Genomic DNA, 13,117 nt, shown 5'->3' with positions numbered 1-13,117 from the left:
GCCTTTTAGTTTGTTTCTAAAGTCTGTAATCGCTTCGTTAACGTATCTCGCCATGCATCTGAAAGCTCCTCCACATCGAGGAGCTTTTTAATTCCCTCTACATTGTTTCGATCATGGAAGTAGACTTCATTTGAATAGGAAACGGAGACAGAATTCATTTTACGTTCTAATAATGAAACGGATGAGTCTACTTGAATCAAACCTTCTTGCACTACCCTGCCTAAATAACCGGTGAAACCTTTCTCGATCATTTTGCTTAGTAGGTCGTCTTCATCGTTGTACTTGGATAATGTATTACAAGGATTTCTTGGCTGTGAAATTTCAACAACGGCCTCTCCTACTTGGAAAACGTCCCCTATATATACTTCAGTCTCGGGTAACCCTGAAATTGTAATGTTTTCACCAAAACCTGGTATTAGCAACTCTTTACCGAACTCTTCATTCCAAGTTTCATAATGATCCGAGCAATAAAATAAGACTGCCCTGTCTGGACCACCATGCACCTTCGTAAGCTGCACCCCATCGTTAGTAAATCCTTCTTTTGAGAGAAATGCCTTTTCTACGGGCTCTTTCCCTACCCCAGAAATGTACTCTTTATCTCCAATTTTTAATTTTTTCGGCATACCAATGTTTAACGATATAATCTTGAATTCCTTCAAATACAACCCTCCCAAGATTTATAAATAACATGTCCATTTTTATGTAGTACAACCTACACGCTTTGAATACATTTGAATTAGGTTACCTAAATTATACAACAGAAGTAGGAGTGGTGAATCAAGTGAGTATCTTTGTTAGCTATATTTTTTTAGGATTATCATTAGCAGCACCGATTGGTCCCATTAATGCTGCCCAGTTAGACAGAGGGCTTAAAAGCGGATTTTTTCATGCTTGGTTAATTGGGTTAGGTTCTGTAGTAGCTGATATTGTTTATATGTGTGCAGTCTACTTTGGAATGGTTCACTTTATTGAAATCCCAATGGTTAAGGCATTTTTATGGCTATTTGGATTTTTTGTATTAGTTTATACTGGAATAGAAGGGATCATTAGTGCTGAACAAATTGGTACTTCAAAAAAAGAAAGTAATGAATCCTATTTAAAAACATTCCTGACAGGGTTCTTCATGTCCCTTTCTAATCCGTTGACAATTCTTTTTTGGCTAGGTATTTACGGTTCTATTTTAGCAAAAACTGCCACTGCCTTTTCCACTGATCAACTTTTGCTCTACAGCAGTGCCATTATCATTGGTTTATTATTATGGGATTTCACAATGGCCGCAGTGGCTAGTATATTTAGAAGAGTCCTAACTACAGGTGTGTTAAAAGCGATTTCTGTTACATCTGGATTATCATTAATCGGGTTTGGTATTTACTTTGGTCTCCAAGCATTCTATCTTTTGTTTTAACACAGGACCTTCTTTATGTTGCAGTTTCTTGTTTCCATTTCTTTTTCATCAATAAGGTGACAAAACCAATTACGACTAAAAACAGGAGCGATACAAAGAAGCCAATTCGGCTCGTCTTTTCGAATATTGTTCCACTTACAGCGAGTAAAATGAGCAAAATCCCTACAAAACCTAGTACCTTTTCGCTTGTGGTTAATTTCATTAGTTTACGGAATGACAAGAGGATAAACATCCATGTGTATAAAAGCATGAGTCCTGCTGCTGTTGTGATGTACTCATAGAGTTTATCAGGTAACAACAAGGAAACGACAATTGAGAAGATGAGAGCTCCTGTGGATAAGCACAGAGCTGGTATAGGGAGCTCACGTTTTCCCTTCTTTTTTTGAAAGACAGCAGGTGCATCTCCTTCTTCAGATAAAGTAACAATCATGTTTGTAACGGCATACAGGGCTGCTACCATGGTTGAAAATCCTCCAATGATTAACACGGCATTAAAAATATGAGGAATAAATGGTAAGTTGTATCCCTCTAACGCCGCTATAAATGGACTTTGTTTCGTCGAAAACTTGTCCCAATTTAATAGTGTAATGGCAAGGCCCAATGAAAGAACATAAATGGTAGCCAGGATCAGTAGCATGATCTTTCCTGACTTTGGTGCATCTTTTGGGTTCTTTAAATCCATGGCCATAATTCCCATCACTTCAATACCCCCAAAAGCATAAAAGGCATAGATTAGAGCCGTCCAAAGTCCTTTAACCCCATTAGGAAAAATACTTCCGTATGCTTTAGTTAGGCTTACTTCTTTTTTTCCATCAATGAAACCAAATAAAGCTGCACATGCGATGATGATAAACATTAAAATTGCCGCCACTTTTAAAACAGCGAGTATATTTTCTATTTTTTGAAAGCTACTTACCCCTAATAACAGAACGAGAATGCCAAGAGCTGCATAAACGGACGTTAGCATCCATAGTGGTAATTTTTCAAACCAGAATCTTGTAAAAAGTCCGAGTGCTGTTAATTGGCTCCCCATTATCAAGACTTCTGATGACCAATACACCCAGCCATTGCTAAAACCGGCCCAACGTCCGAAAGCTTTCTTCGCATAGGAACGGAATGAGCCTTTCTCTGGATGATCCGCGGTCATACGTGCGAGGGCATTAAACACAATATAGGTTCCGAGGGCAGCAATGAGGAATGCGATTAAAATAGAAGGTCCACTCGTTTTTATTGCGAGGCTTGATCCAAGAAAAAAACCTGTACCGATAATACTTGCAACTCCTAAGAGAGAAAGCTGCCACCATTTCAAATTCCCTTTTTTAGATTTACTTTTCTTACTCATTTTTCTTCCCCCATCTATCTTGCACAATTCTATTTCATTATGTAAATACATGGGTATTATTCACTTCGTTGATTGGTTCATATTCATAACAAGACATGGATATTTCTTCAAAATAAAAAAAGATCCAATCTGGATCTTTTTTTAATTAATTATGCCCCTGTTTTTCTTCGTTGATTATTAGGTTTTTTAGTAAATTGGCTCTTCATTTTTTGAGAAGAAGAATTCGCATCATTATTATTGGCTTTGCCGTTCTCGATATTTTGTTTTTTATTTGCTAACTGCTGCTTAATTGCATCTTGCAAGCTAATTTTCTTTTTGTCAGTTGTCATCATTTTTGCTCCTTTTACTATTTTTTAGACACGTAGAAGTTTTATTTGTTTAATCTATTGTTCCTTCAGTGTATACTAATATAGATAGTATAAACAGTAAATATGAAAAAATAAAGGTGATATGATGTTTAAAATTAATGAATATTCTGTTGAAAAACTCGGAGATCCATTCGGTATGCTCACAGGAGACCGATATGAATTTAAGTTATTTCTATTGGTGGATGAAGAAGATGAGCTCTATACAGAGAATGGTGTCTACCTAAGAGTGATCTTTAAGGTAGAAGATGACGTCAAGAAAATCTCTCAGTATTCGTTTCATGGTCAGTCAAGTGAACAATATCTAGAATTTGAACTTGATGAAGATGAAGAAAAACTCGTGTTTGAATTTTGTGAAGGAAATATTCCTGCTCCAAAATAAAGACATAGTACCAAGAAACTCCCGCCTTTATTCTGGCGGGAGTTTCTTGGTTCATAAATGATTATTGCTCTACTTTGTTTCCATCTTCGGCAATATGGTACATTAAATGTGCTAAATGATGAATAGGCGTGTATTCCTGTTCTTCTGCCTCTTCCTCTTCTTCGTCAATCTCTTCATTGAATTCTAAGTCATTCAAATAAAGAGCGCTAAACTGGTAAAAATCCTTTAATTCAAACTCATAGCAAGCAATCGGATCTTCTTGACCTTCTTCGTAATGTAAAACAAGATAATGCTCATTACCAGCCTCATCTTCTGAGTCAAAATAGACAAAAAACCCAACATTTGTGTCCAATTCAAATAAATGTCTAGTTCCTCCTGCTGTTACTAAATGAAAATCCTCTTCAGTTAACTTTTTTACTTCCATTGGCTTTACTTGATCTTCCTTATGAAATGTCACATTAAATGCTTTCATTAAATTCCCTCCACTTAAACTTTATAGTATCCTTCCATAGTTTACATGAAAACATTCTGTAAATCTAATGAACCCTCCTAACTTTACATAAATATACCTTTACATATCCCTATGTATGACAAAAAAAGACAACCTAAGCTGGTTGCCTTCCATTAACTTGCCTTCTTAAGTAAATTTAACCCGAATTTACCAAGGTTTTCAGACCTCAAATGAATCAAGATAATAATCCTAAATAGAACCCCGATTAATGTTGTTTTCTTGTAGGCAATGTAACGAGGCTCCCAGTCGGTTGCAAATTTTTCTTTATATTTCTTTAAACCTTTAAATTTATAAAATTTTTCACCATATAAATACATGAGTCTCGCTGACCATTCATACAATGATTTTGGATTTCCATCCGAGCCAACATTAGCAAGCGGTGCCATTCCTAAACTGCAATAATGATACCCGTTTTCCTTTGCCCACATGAAAATCGATGTAAATAATACGTCCATCGTTCCATTAGGACTTGTAGGGATATATCTCATAAGATCAATGTGAATTGTTTTTTCCTGTTCATGGTGATAACTAGGTAGTGTTGCAAATGCAACAATTTGCATATTGGGATCAACCAAAACCCCAATAGGGAAACGAGAGATATACTCCATGTCGAAAAAGCTGACTGAGAATCCCTTTTCACTTCTATTACCGAGCCAAACATCTGAAACTTTTTTAATTTCTTGAAGAAATTCTTCTGAATAAGGTGGGAGAACTACGTTAAAATAGATTCCCTCCCGATCAAATCTCTTCAGACTTGTTCTGAGCTTTCCTCTTTTTTTCCCTTCGAGATTAAAACCTGTTAAGGAAACTTTTGCTTCTTCGCCAATTTTAATGATTCGATAGTTTAAGGCTTCATACATGTATTTATATTTAGAAGAAATTTGGTAATAGATCGGTTGCTTTACATGATGTGTCTTACATTTTTCTTGTAACTCTTCCAAGGCAAGAGAAAATAAATGCTTGTTCCCGATTGGATCGCCAAGCACGATGACCCTTCCCGAAATTTTTTGAAAGCTAAAATAAACGGATTTGTTCACGGCCCAGTATCCATACTTATCATTAAGAAACATTAAATGAGACAAAAAGTGACCACCGTGGTTCGTTACAAAACTAAATAACTCAATTAAGCATGTATTGTGCAACAAGACCTTCTTGGAGTGAGCTTTAAGCTTTATTGGAACATATAAGATTAGTAATAAAGATAATAGTAAGAAAATTGCAATAAAAAGCGTAGCCATGAGGTCCTCCATATATTAAAATTCCTTCTATACCATACCATATTCAAACGACAAAAAGGAGAATGATTTAGTAGGAAAATTTAGAAATTACATAAGCTCACCATCTTAATGTCATTGTGAGCTTACAACAATCAGTGTCTTGAACCTTTGCATGAAACACCATCGTTAATCCGTCTGGATTAAACGTGGGTTCAACAATAGATTTGATTCCAGTCGACTCAATCAGATGTTCAACCTTTGCCGTATCAGAACCTTGTGCAGCAGCCATGACCTCTGAAGCAAAATCCTTATGATCAGCTAAGCGATCTAAAACAGTCGAGGCATCTCTCATAAGATGTTTAAACGCAACAGCAGATTCATTGAACAGTGTCACATCTACATTCGGTAATTCACGTTTTCTATCTTCAACCTTATTTTGTGACGAGTGTCCACCAAAATATTGGTAATTTCTTAATGATAACATCATGTCTCCTCCTTTTTTGATTCCATTATCAATCTATGTGTAAACGCTTGGTTAATGTAACAAAAGAGTAAGAATAGATTCTTTCTCCAAAACCAAAGATATATATGGAGGTGACGTCAGATGTTAGAAAAACAAAACATGCCAGACTTTGATTCCTTATCAGACAGAGTAATTGCAAAACCAACACAGGAACCCACATTTGCAATCAAAACAAATCTTGATCCTGAAAGCCCTGAAGAGGGAAACCCCTATTACTCAAAGGAAAATACATCTACAGATAAAAAAAAGTTGAATGAGTATTTCGGAAAATCATAACGGAGTTGAATGAGATGGATAAAACGTTGGCTTATTTAAGGGAGATCGTCTCTAATTATACGGATGAGCATCCTCTGTCCAAGCAAGTATATAAAAAGCTTATGGCAACCGAGAACCATGATGAGCTTTCCTTCGTAAGAAATTTGGATGAGGACGAAGCCCATTTTTTAAATGCGATCTTGCCACAGGAGATACAGCATGCATTAGATGAACAGGATTACACACGAATGTCAGAACTAAAACATGTGTACGAATTAATTATTTAATTGTCAATTTACCACCTAAAAGGTGGTTTTTTCTTTGATAATTCGGATAAGTTCTTTCAAATGCAGCCTGTACATATACTCTTTTAGAGACAACCTACAGGAGATGATTAAATTGTTTGACAGGGTATTAGCCGTTGTCATTGGGAGTTTATTGATTGGAATTGGGGTGAACGCCTTTATCATTCCTCATCACTTGCTCGAGGGTGGAATGATCGGTCTTGGACTGATCGCAAAATACAAGTGGGGTTTTGAAACTGGGCTAACGATACTTTTATTGAGCATACCTATCTATATTTTCACGTATATTTTCAACCGCCCCTTCTTTTTTAATAGCATCCATGGCTTACTCTTATCCTCTTTTTTCATCGATTTATTGAACCCCTTGCATGTATTTGAAATACCTGTTTATTGGAGTGCCCTCATCGGCGGTACTTTAATTGGGATTGGGATTGGACTCATGCTAAGGTATCAAACAAGTACCGGAGGATTTGACTTATTGGCACAGTTTTTTTCCACAATCATCCCTATAAATGTAGGAGTTATTATTTTGGTGTTTGACTTCTCTATCATAATGACAGGTAATCTACTAATAGAGGATGCCTCTCTCCTATATTCATTGTTAGCAGTTAGTACTGTAGGATTTTTCACAACTTTTTGCACCTTTTCTTATACGAAAGAATAACGCCAAGATAGCCTTGGCGTCATTTTTGTTTACGTGTAATATCGGTAGAATGATCATGTGAATCTTGTGTTTCTCCGTCAATGGTTCCTACCATATACGTATCACTCGCCTGCTCATGTGTAATCGCTAGCCCTTTTTCTACTTCTGATGAACTCTCATAAAAGGCTGGATTATATTGCTTCCCTGCTATACTTTTCTTTTCATCCATTATTTATCACACCTTTTCTCATGTTTCTTTGTTTAGACTTTGTCTCATGAGAAAAAAATATTCATTATGTTTTTCGGGCATCCTCCCTAAAGGAGGTGGTTTAAATTTGGAGAAAAAACCGAATATCTCAACAAAACAGTTTAGTCATACAGATGTAGGAGAAGTTAAAAAACTGAATGCACAATCTGGGCTTTCCTATAATGAAGTGTTCGCATTACTTGGTGAGCGATATGTTCAGCGGAAAAATCAAGATTAATGCATCGCTAAAGGGCTTTCTAAAGCCTTTTCTTTTTGCTTTGACGTGTACTCTACATAAAACACTAGCAAGAAGGAGAATGCACCAATCCACCTTATAGCAGTTGAGAGGGTCATTGCAGTCTGGATGCCTTGCCACTCAAGAATTAATACACCTACTTGTGGAGCAATACAGCCTATTGTTGCAATTAATAAATTATAATTTGCTAGAAATGTTGTTCGATTCTCTGCGGGTGATACTCGTAACAATTGATTAAATAAAAGCATGACTGTTCCAGCAACAAAAGCACCTGTCCAAAGATTAACAGCCGTTAAATAGTATAAATTGGTAGATAAAATAGTTAAAAATGGTGCTGTTCCAATCCCAATAGATGCGATAAATAGCATCATTGTATTACCAAATCGATCTGAAAATCTACCCCACCACTTATAGCTAATGATTTGAGAAACCTGGTTCGCAATAGTAAAAACACTAATCCAAATTGCAGTAGCATGTGCGTCATTAATTTGATATATGTTAAATAAAGGCCATGCCATTTGCCAACCAAAATTAAAAATGATGGCACAAACAAGAAAATGTAAATAGGGCTTATGACTAAACATGGCCGTTGCAAGCTTTAAATTTGATTTCTTTTGGTTTTTATTTACTTTTTTCACTTCAGTATGACGCATTAAATAGTAGACCTCAAGAATTCCAAACAAGAACCCGATCAAGAAGATCCACTGATAAGGAATTGGATTACTTTTTTCAAAAACATTTAGAGAAAAACCCACGGCAAAGGTTGTAACCATTCCCACGATTGTTAAAATTTGACTTCTCACACTAAAAAAACTTGCTCTTCGCTCATCTGGAATTAAATCACCGATAAATGATTGCCAGGACAATGTTGCCAAGGCATTCGGGAAATTTAGTATCCCAATAATCGCTACAAGAATCCATGCATGGTTTGTATAGGGCATAAAGGGAATTAAACAGATTAGTAATAAACCGAATCTCGCAGCAAAAATCGTATAGGCTGTGAAGGCCTTTTTCAACTCTAATCGATTAATCCAAATAGCTCCTGGGATCATCGCAAGCATGGTCATAAAGGATGGCATGGAGCTTATCAACCCTATTTGAAAATTGGAAGCTCCTAATACCTGAATGGCGAATAAAGGAATGAATCCTGTAATTAAGCTCTGTGAGATAATAGACGCTCCACCATTCCAAATACTTAATCGCTCATTTCGCTTGATTGCTCCCTTTGAATAGCTCATAGAAAAGTTCCTCATCCTTCTTAAATTATTCGTAATCCGAAATACTTTCAAGAAGGATTTTACTCCTGAATCACAGAACTTGCAATACTTAATTTTTTTCATCCCATAAAAAAATGAGTAGCTTTCACTACTCATTTCTAAACCTTCACTTTAAACATGGACCCCACTTGCTTTACCATCCCACCGATTTGATTCATAGTACTCATCATTTGCCCTGCTGTATTCATCATTTTGTTTACGTCATATCCACCTTCTTTTGTCTTAAATTGTTTCATGATGGATTGGACCCCACCGGGTTGAATCTGAGGAGTTTTCACTTTTTGATTTGGATAAGGCATTTGAAAAGGCACGAATCCTTGTTGTTGGTTTACATAAGGTTGCTGTTGAACTTGGGATGGATTGACGTATGGTTGCTGGTGGAAATTGGTTGCATTTACATAAGGCTGCTGCTGGATATTGGACGGATTAATGTATGGTTGGTTAGGCATCATGTATGAAGTGTTATACATATTCTGAGGATTAAATGATTGATTGTATGGGTTATTTTGGTATGGGAAATAGGGACTTTGACCCATAAATGGATTTCGAACCATTCTCCTTTTTTGTTTAAGGCCAAACATCTGTTGCTCCTCCTCCTAGGTGAATGTCTTGTTTGTAGTAGTTTATGATTAACACTATATAATGTGAAAGCTGTAAATGATAATTTTTTGTAGTAAATTGTCGGAAGTTTCAATATTTTAATTACGGAGAAAACTTGTATTCCATGATAAGATAATTACAAATTAATGTTAGGGGGCTTGCTTACATGAATGTAGTAGATTTACGAAACAGGTTTATTGCTGTTAATAAACAAGAACCTTTAGACAATCTAGAACTCCTTAATTTCGCCAAATTATCTTATGTACGTGAAGATTTAACAATCACCCAATACCGTGATCTAGTAAAGGTACTAGAAGTTGATAAAAGCTACAGTCCCGAAGGTCAGGTTCAAGAATTCACAACTTTCTCATGACAAAAGTTACCTTACGTAATTTCACCCTTAATCATACACATTAATGAGTGTAACTAAAATTAAGGAGTGAGTACCATGGGTAGAGGAAAATCATTCAATCATAAAACGCAAGGTCAAGACCGAGAATTATCGCAACGTTCTAACCAAGTAGAACCGAAGCATACTGAAAACGTAGAGTATATTATAGAGCCTGTTGCAAATGAAGGCGATCGTGCGGTGACCATTGAAGTAACAAAAGATTTGGACTAAAAAAAGAGCCCTTGTGGCTCTTTTTTTAGTTTTTTTGAGTTCGTCACCCTACTCTATTTTTGCAAGAGCTGTAAGATATTTTCAAGTGTATACTGATTAGACCTGATTAACTCCTTAAAACGCTTCCCCTTTGTGTCAGGGAAAAAGGCTTGAACAGAAACGGTTGTTATATTTTCAACCATGTTATCAATTTGTTGCCGATGAAAATACTTCGGTTTATCTGTTTTCACCCATTTGAGAGCACTTTCCTCCCAACGATCTAATACTACTTTCACTTTATCAGCAAATGGCTTCACGATTGAAAAAAAGTCAGCTGGCTGACCTTTATCAATAACCTCTAAATAAATATTCTGTAATTCTTGATTGTATTGCAATAAAGTGGATGTTTCTTTATGAAGAAGTTCATGATCCATTTTTCATCACCTAACTGTGAAGTTTATTGATATGATACCTCTCTTTCAAAATAGATTCAACAATTACCTTACAAGGACTAATTGAAATGGTGAACCTGATACCCCTTTTGTACGAGAAACAACATGAGTTAGACTTGCGTTCAAATAACTTATTTTTTCAAGCTGTGCAATTCTCATTTCATTGATTTCAATTTCTGTCTGTGACTCTATTTTTTCTTCAATTCGATTAATTGTGTGTAACAGATTATCAAAAGCATGTTCGATTTCATTAATGGACACTACTCTATTCATTGAAATTCCTCCATTGAAAAATCATTTGATAACTTATTCCATTTATCTTTCCAAGTCCCTTCAAACATGACAAAACTAGTGTCTATTCGGCAAAGAAAGTGTTATTCGCCTCGAACAGATCAGAATCGACAGCAAGTTTGAACGAAGAATGAAAAATGTCATGATGTGAAGACTACTACTAATAAGGAGGTGCTGACCATGTCAAAGAAAAAAAATGAAAAAGCAAATCGAGATAAGAATCAGGAAGAAGCAAAGGTAGGCTTCGGAAACAAAAAAACAGAAGGCCAGAATCGACCTTCTACTTAGAAAAGCAGAACTGCCCCTCTTAGCCCCGAATGCAATGTTCTGTAGTGGAGAAAAGGTGCAGCATCTCTTTTTTTGCTTCAGGTTATTTCATCTCGAGGCACTGGGAGGTGCAGCAAAGAAATATCTTCAATTAGAAACTAAGTTACTTATAGAGTCTGTTCAAAAAGGAGGACAAAAAGAGCAAAGAAGTTCGAGGAAGCGAAGTCTTGAGCACCGGAGCGTATGTTTTGTATACGTGAGGAGCGGAGAGACGAGCTGACGAAGAAATTTGAAGCTATTTTTGCCGGACTTTTTGAACACCCTCTTATAATGAGCAAGGGAATCTCCTTGCTTTTTTTATGTAAATAAGCGTTTTATGAAGGCTTCTAAGGCTATTCCTGTATGAATCTGCTTTTGTTTCTTTGAATACCATTTGCTAATTAAAATTTTCTTAGGTACCTTAGTTGGCTTGATCCAGACTTCTAGCTCTTTTCCCGTGCAGCTCCATCCAATATAATCTTGCCTATGATGAGAAATAATTGGGAATGCCTCGCTCAAAAAGGGTGTATCCTTCTCCTTATTTTGATAAACAAATTGTTCGTAGTCATGCCTTGAACCAGTGTGTGAAACTGACTTTGAAAAATCAAGGAATTTCTGGTAAAGCATTGGATGAAATAAAATTTCAGCTAATTTTTTACCTAAATCAATTCGACAAGTCATTTTTCGGAAATCATGAACAGAACAACCATATAATTGACCTGATCTTGTTGGGAATAAAACGGAACTAAAATGAAACCAATCCTGCAAAAGAAACAACCATGTCTTGAATACCTTTTTACGATATAAAGGATGATCAATTACAGGGCGTTGAATTAAGTTTTGCTCATTGATTATCAGAGAAAATAGTAAGAGTTGCTTCTCCTTGTTTTTATAGAAATGTCTCCATGCATCTTGCATAAAAGTTGAAACATGAAGATATGGAAGCAAGTAAGATAAATCTCTATTCTCAAACTTAGATCGTTCATAAAGACAGAGTTGCGGGAAGGCATCAGAAAAAATAAGCCAGTTAGCTCTTTCATATGTCATAAACAATCGATGTCGTAATTCTTTTGAAAGTACCTTAGGAAACCAATCCCCTTCTAAATCACACATATTCCATCCAGCATTTCTAGACACCATACTAGCTAAAAAAGACCACCTGATTTCAGGATGTTTTTCATAAAAACGAAAGTAAGCTTCGGTCCGTGTTAGGTTGTCTTTATTATATAAAACAGTTAATGATTGAATTTCATTTAAGATGTTACAATCATCTGTAGAGAGTTTCTTATTTACTTCATTCACAATACTTATCACCTCAATTATAGCCTTTGCAATTAGAACCAAAAAGAATCATTAGTAGTTTTCACAACCCTTTCTGTTCATTTTTTGGTATGATACCTAGTAGGATGAACATATGATTTAGATTGATTGACAAGGTACATAAGAGAAAATTATCAGTTTGTTGTAACTTAAAGTTCCATCATTCGTCTATTATAAGTGCCTCATTAGGAGGAGTTTTCATGTCAGTTCGTTATCCAAATGGAAAAGTTTATCAAGCAAGTATTTCGGGAAACAAATCAGAATCAGAGAAAAAAAATTCATACAGTAATCGTGGTATGACCCTCGAAGAAGATCTGAACGCTACGAATACTTATTATTTAGAGAGGCAAATTGCTGTTATTCACAAAAAACCAACACCTGTTCAAATTGTCAAGGTTGATTATCCGAGCAGAAGTGCCGCAGTCATAAGGGAAGCCTACTTTAAACAAGCTTCTACTACAGACTATAATGGAATTTATAAGGGTAGGTATATTGATTTTGAAGCAAAGGAAACTAAAAACAATACTTCATTTCCACTTCAGAATTTTCATCAGCATCAAATCGATCATATGCAACAGGTTCTAACTCAAGATGGCATATGTTTTGTTATATTATGCTTCACAGCTTTAGAAGAAATTTATTATCTAGACGCCTCTCATCTTTTAGGTTTTTGGCATCGCCACCTTAATGGAGGCCGGAAATCTGTGACAAAACAGGAGGTTCAAGAAGTCGGTTTTATTATCCCATTAGGCTATCAGGCACGTATAAACTACATTTCAATTATTGACCGACTTTATTTTAATGGTAACTAACGTAGAA

Annotated in this window: 22 protein-coding genes; 10 read left to right on the top strand and 12 right to left on the bottom strand. The window is 35.9% G+C overall.

Annotated elements, in window-relative coordinates; genetic code table 11:
• Window positions 1-5: 5 nt before the first annotated feature.
• A complete protein-coding gene (locus tag ACOI1C_RS05410) occupies window positions 6-659 on the bottom strand; it encodes an MOSC domain-containing protein (protein WP_422508751.1) in 654 nt (217 codons plus the stop codon).
• Window positions 660-781: 122 nt separating this feature from the next.
• On the opposite strand from ACOI1C_RS05410, the gene ACOI1C_RS05405 reads away from it, so the two are divergent.
• On the top strand, window positions 782-1,405 hold the full coding sequence (locus ACOI1C_RS05405; protein WP_422508749.1) for a LysE family transporter: 624 nt from the start codon (window positions 782-784) through the stop codon (window positions 1,403-1,405).
• A gap of 13 nt (window positions 1,406-1,418) precedes the next feature.
• On the opposite strand, the gene ACOI1C_RS05400 is transcribed toward ACOI1C_RS05405, so the two are convergent.
• Entirely contained in the window at window positions 1,419-2,747 is a 1,329-nt protein-coding gene (locus tag ACOI1C_RS05400) for an amino acid permease (RefSeq protein ID WP_422508747.1), read from the bottom strand.
• A gap of 149 nt (window positions 2,748-2,896) precedes the next feature.
• Window positions 2,897-3,076, bottom strand: coding sequence for a hypothetical protein (locus ACOI1C_RS05395; protein WP_422508745.1), 180 nt, complete (start codon window positions 3,074-3,076; stop codon window positions 2,897-2,899).
• A gap of 124 nt (window positions 3,077-3,200) precedes the next feature.
• Between ACOI1C_RS05395 and ACOI1C_RS05390 the strand changes: the two genes are divergently transcribed.
• Window positions 3,201-3,494, top strand: coding sequence for a DUF6509 family protein (locus ACOI1C_RS05390; RefSeq protein WP_422508743.1), 294 nt, complete (start codon window positions 3,201-3,203; stop codon window positions 3,492-3,494).
• A gap of 61 nt (window positions 3,495-3,555) precedes the next feature.
• On the opposite strand, the gene ACOI1C_RS05385 is transcribed toward ACOI1C_RS05390, so the two are convergent.
• The 3 genes from ACOI1C_RS05385 to ACOI1C_RS05375 form a co-directional block, all read right to left on the bottom strand.
• The gene (locus ACOI1C_RS05385; protein WP_422508741.1) at window positions 3,556-3,966 is read right to left on the bottom strand and encodes a cytosolic protein; all 411 of its coding nucleotides are present in this window, start codon (window positions 3,964-3,966) and stop codon (window positions 3,556-3,558) included.
• Window positions 3,967-4,118: 152 nt separating this feature from the next.
• Window positions 4,119-5,243: a phosphatidylglycerol lysyltransferase domain-containing protein gene (locus tag ACOI1C_RS05380; protein WP_422508739.1), complete on the bottom strand. Its 1,125-nt coding sequence runs from the start codon at window positions 5,241-5,243 to the stop codon at window positions 4,119-4,121.
• A gap of 97 nt (window positions 5,244-5,340) precedes the next feature.
• The gene (locus ACOI1C_RS05375; RefSeq protein WP_422508738.1) at window positions 5,341-5,706 is read right to left on the bottom strand and encodes a hypothetical protein; all 366 of its coding nucleotides are present in this window, start codon (window positions 5,704-5,706) and stop codon (window positions 5,341-5,343) included.
• A gap of 120 nt (window positions 5,707-5,826) precedes the next feature.
• Between ACOI1C_RS05375 and ACOI1C_RS05370 the strand changes: the two genes are divergently transcribed.
• The 3 genes from ACOI1C_RS05370 (at window position 5,827) to ACOI1C_RS05360 (ending at window position 6,969) form a co-directional block, all read left to right on the top strand.
• On the top strand, window positions 5,827-6,021 hold the full coding sequence (locus ACOI1C_RS05370) for a hypothetical protein (RefSeq protein ID WP_422508736.1): 195 nt from the start codon (window positions 5,827-5,829) through the stop codon (window positions 6,019-6,021).
• A gap of 14 nt (window positions 6,022-6,035) precedes the next feature.
• Entirely contained in the window at window positions 6,036-6,287 is a 252-nt protein-coding gene (locus ACOI1C_RS05365; protein WP_422508734.1) for a sporulation protein, read from the top strand.
• 103 nt (window positions 6,288-6,390) lie between these two features.
• Complete coding sequence (locus ACOI1C_RS05360) at window positions 6,391-6,969, top strand: YitT family protein (RefSeq protein WP_422508732.1); 579 nt, start codon at window positions 6,391-6,393, stop codon at window positions 6,967-6,969.
• 19 nt (window positions 6,970-6,988) lie between these two features.
• On the opposite strand, the gene ACOI1C_RS05355 is transcribed toward ACOI1C_RS05360, so the two are convergent.
• Entirely contained in the window at window positions 6,989-7,177 is a 189-nt protein-coding gene (locus ACOI1C_RS05355) for a YozQ family protein (protein WP_422508731.1), read from the bottom strand.
• Window positions 7,178-7,283: 106 nt separating this feature from the next.
• Between ACOI1C_RS05355 and ACOI1C_RS05350 the strand changes: the two genes are divergently transcribed.
• Window positions 7,284-7,433 (top strand): hypothetical protein, encoded by a 150-nt coding sequence (locus ACOI1C_RS05350; protein WP_422508729.1) that lies wholly within the window; start codon window positions 7,284-7,286, stop codon window positions 7,431-7,433.
• Here ACOI1C_RS05350 and ACOI1C_RS05345 read toward each other — a convergent pair.
• Both ACOI1C_RS05345 and ACOI1C_RS05340 read right to left on the bottom strand, forming a co-directional pair.
• Window positions 7,430-8,689, bottom strand: a complete 1,260-nt coding sequence (locus tag ACOI1C_RS05345; RefSeq protein ID WP_422508727.1) for an MFS transporter — start codon at window positions 8,687-8,689, stop codon at window positions 7,430-7,432. The two genes, ACOI1C_RS05350 and ACOI1C_RS05345, sit on opposite strands and share 4 nt — an antisense overlap.
• A gap of 137 nt (window positions 8,690-8,826) precedes the next feature.
• Window positions 8,827-9,309 carry a YppG family protein gene (locus ACOI1C_RS05340; protein WP_422508725.1) on the bottom strand — a complete coding sequence of 161 codons (483 nt, stop codon included), beginning with the start codon at window positions 9,307-9,309 and terminating at the stop codon, window positions 8,827-8,829.
• Window positions 9,310-9,494: 185 nt separating this feature from the next.
• Between ACOI1C_RS05340 and yppF the strand changes: the two genes are divergently transcribed.
• Entirely contained in the window at window positions 9,495-9,701 is a 207-nt protein-coding gene (gene yppF, locus ACOI1C_RS05335) for a YppF family protein (protein ID WP_422508723.1), read from the top strand.
• Window positions 9,702-9,776: 75 nt separating this feature from the next.
• The gene (locus ACOI1C_RS05330) at window positions 9,777-9,950 is read left to right on the top strand and encodes a hypothetical protein (RefSeq protein WP_422508721.1); all 174 of its coding nucleotides are present in this window, start codon (window positions 9,777-9,779) and stop codon (window positions 9,948-9,950) included.
• A 53-nt stretch (window positions 9,951-10,003) separates the two neighbouring features.
• Here the strand turns inward: ACOI1C_RS05330 and ACOI1C_RS05325 are convergent, their stop codons facing one another.
• Window positions 10,004-10,363, bottom strand: coding sequence for a YppE family protein (locus tag ACOI1C_RS05325; protein ID WP_422508719.1), 360 nt, complete (start codon window positions 10,361-10,363; stop codon window positions 10,004-10,006).
• Between the two features lie 63 nt (window positions 10,364-10,426).
• Window positions 10,427-10,654, bottom strand: coding sequence for a hypothetical protein (locus ACOI1C_RS05320; protein WP_422508717.1), 228 nt, complete (start codon window positions 10,652-10,654; stop codon window positions 10,427-10,429).
• Between the two features lie 528 nt (window positions 10,655-11,182).
• Between ACOI1C_RS05320 and ACOI1C_RS05315 the strand changes: the two genes are divergently transcribed.
• Window positions 11,183-11,308 (top strand): hypothetical protein, encoded by a 126-nt coding sequence (locus tag ACOI1C_RS05315; protein ID WP_422508715.1) that lies wholly within the window; start codon window positions 11,183-11,185, stop codon window positions 11,306-11,308.
• On the opposite strand, the gene ACOI1C_RS05310 is transcribed toward ACOI1C_RS05315, so the two are convergent.
• Window positions 11,297-12,280, bottom strand: a complete 984-nt coding sequence (locus ACOI1C_RS05310; protein WP_422508713.1) for a DUF2515 family protein — start codon at window positions 12,278-12,280, stop codon at window positions 11,297-11,299. The genes ACOI1C_RS05315 and ACOI1C_RS05310 overlap by 12 nt on opposite strands.
• A gap of 218 nt (window positions 12,281-12,498) precedes the next feature.
• Between ACOI1C_RS05310 and recU the strand changes: the two genes are divergently transcribed.
• Window positions 12,499-13,110, top strand: a complete 612-nt coding sequence (recU, locus tag ACOI1C_RS05305) for a Holliday junction resolvase RecU (RefSeq protein WP_422508711.1) — start codon at window positions 12,499-12,501, stop codon at window positions 13,108-13,110.
• Window positions 13,111-13,117: the final 7 nt, after the last annotated feature.

Source organism: Bacillus sp. DJP31 (assembly GCF_049310945.1).
Taxonomy (GTDB): Bacteria; Bacillota; Bacilli; order Bacillales; family SA4; genus Bacillus_BS.
Note: the sequence above shows the minus strand (reverse complement) of the source record. Positions and strands in the feature narration are given on the sequence as shown.

Excerpts from the sequence above, each read along its gene's own strand:
- ACOI1C_RS05400 (WP_422508747.1), bottom strand. The coding sequence starts at position 2,747 with ATGAGTAAGAAAAGTAAATCTAAAAAAGGGAATTTGAAATGGTGGCAG.
- ACOI1C_RS05395 (WP_422508745.1), bottom strand. The coding sequence starts at position 3,076 with ATGACAACTGACAAAAAGAAAATTAGCTTGCAAGATGCAATTAAGCAG.
- ACOI1C_RS05390 (WP_422508743.1), top strand. The coding sequence starts at position 3,201 with ATGTTTAAAATTAATGAATATTCTGTTGAAAAACTCGGAGATCCATTC.
- ACOI1C_RS05385 (WP_422508741.1), bottom strand. The coding sequence starts at position 3,966 with ATGAAAGCATTTAATGTGACATTTCATAAGGAAGATCAAGTAAAGCCA.
- ACOI1C_RS05380 (WP_422508739.1), bottom strand. The coding sequence starts at position 5,243 with ATGGCTACGCTTTTTATTGCAATTTTCTTACTATTATCTTTATTACTA.
- ACOI1C_RS05375 (WP_422508738.1), bottom strand. The coding sequence starts at position 5,706 with ATGTTATCATTAAGAAATTACCAATATTTTGGTGGACACTCGTCACAA.
- ACOI1C_RS05370 (WP_422508736.1), top strand. The coding sequence starts at position 5,827 with ATGTTAGAAAAACAAAACATGCCAGACTTTGATTCCTTATCAGACAGA.
- ACOI1C_RS05365 (WP_422508734.1), top strand. The coding sequence starts at position 6,036 with ATGGATAAAACGTTGGCTTATTTAAGGGAGATCGTCTCTAATTATACG.
- ACOI1C_RS05360 (WP_422508732.1), top strand. The coding sequence starts at position 6,391 with ATGATTAAATTGTTTGACAGGGTATTAGCCGTTGTCATTGGGAGTTTA.
- ACOI1C_RS05355 (WP_422508731.1), bottom strand. The coding sequence starts at position 7,177 with ATGGATGAAAAGAAAAGTATAGCAGGGAAGCAATATAATCCAGCCTTT.
- ACOI1C_RS05345 (WP_422508727.1), bottom strand. The coding sequence starts at position 8,689 with ATGAGCTATTCAAAGGGAGCAATCAAGCGAAATGAGCGATTAAGTATT.
- ACOI1C_RS05340 (WP_422508725.1), bottom strand. The coding sequence starts at position 9,309 with ATGTTTGGCCTTAAACAAAAAAGGAGAATGGTTCGAAATCCATTTATG.
- yppF (WP_422508723.1), top strand. The coding sequence starts at position 9,495 with ATGAATGTAGTAGATTTACGAAACAGGTTTATTGCTGTTAATAAACAA.
- ACOI1C_RS05330 (WP_422508721.1), top strand. The coding sequence starts at position 9,777 with ATGGGTAGAGGAAAATCATTCAATCATAAAACGCAAGGTCAAGACCGA.
- ACOI1C_RS05325 (WP_422508719.1), bottom strand. The coding sequence starts at position 10,363 with ATGGATCATGAACTTCTTCATAAAGAAACATCCACTTTATTGCAATAC.
- ACOI1C_RS05320 (WP_422508717.1), bottom strand. The coding sequence starts at position 10,654 with ATGAATAGAGTAGTGTCCATTAATGAAATCGAACATGCTTTTGATAAT.
- ACOI1C_RS05315 (WP_422508715.1), top strand. The coding sequence starts at position 11,183 with ATGTTTTGTATACGTGAGGAGCGGAGAGACGAGCTGACGAAGAAATTT.
- recU (WP_422508711.1), top strand. The coding sequence starts at position 12,499 with ATGTCAGTTCGTTATCCAAATGGAAAAGTTTATCAAGCAAGTATTTCG.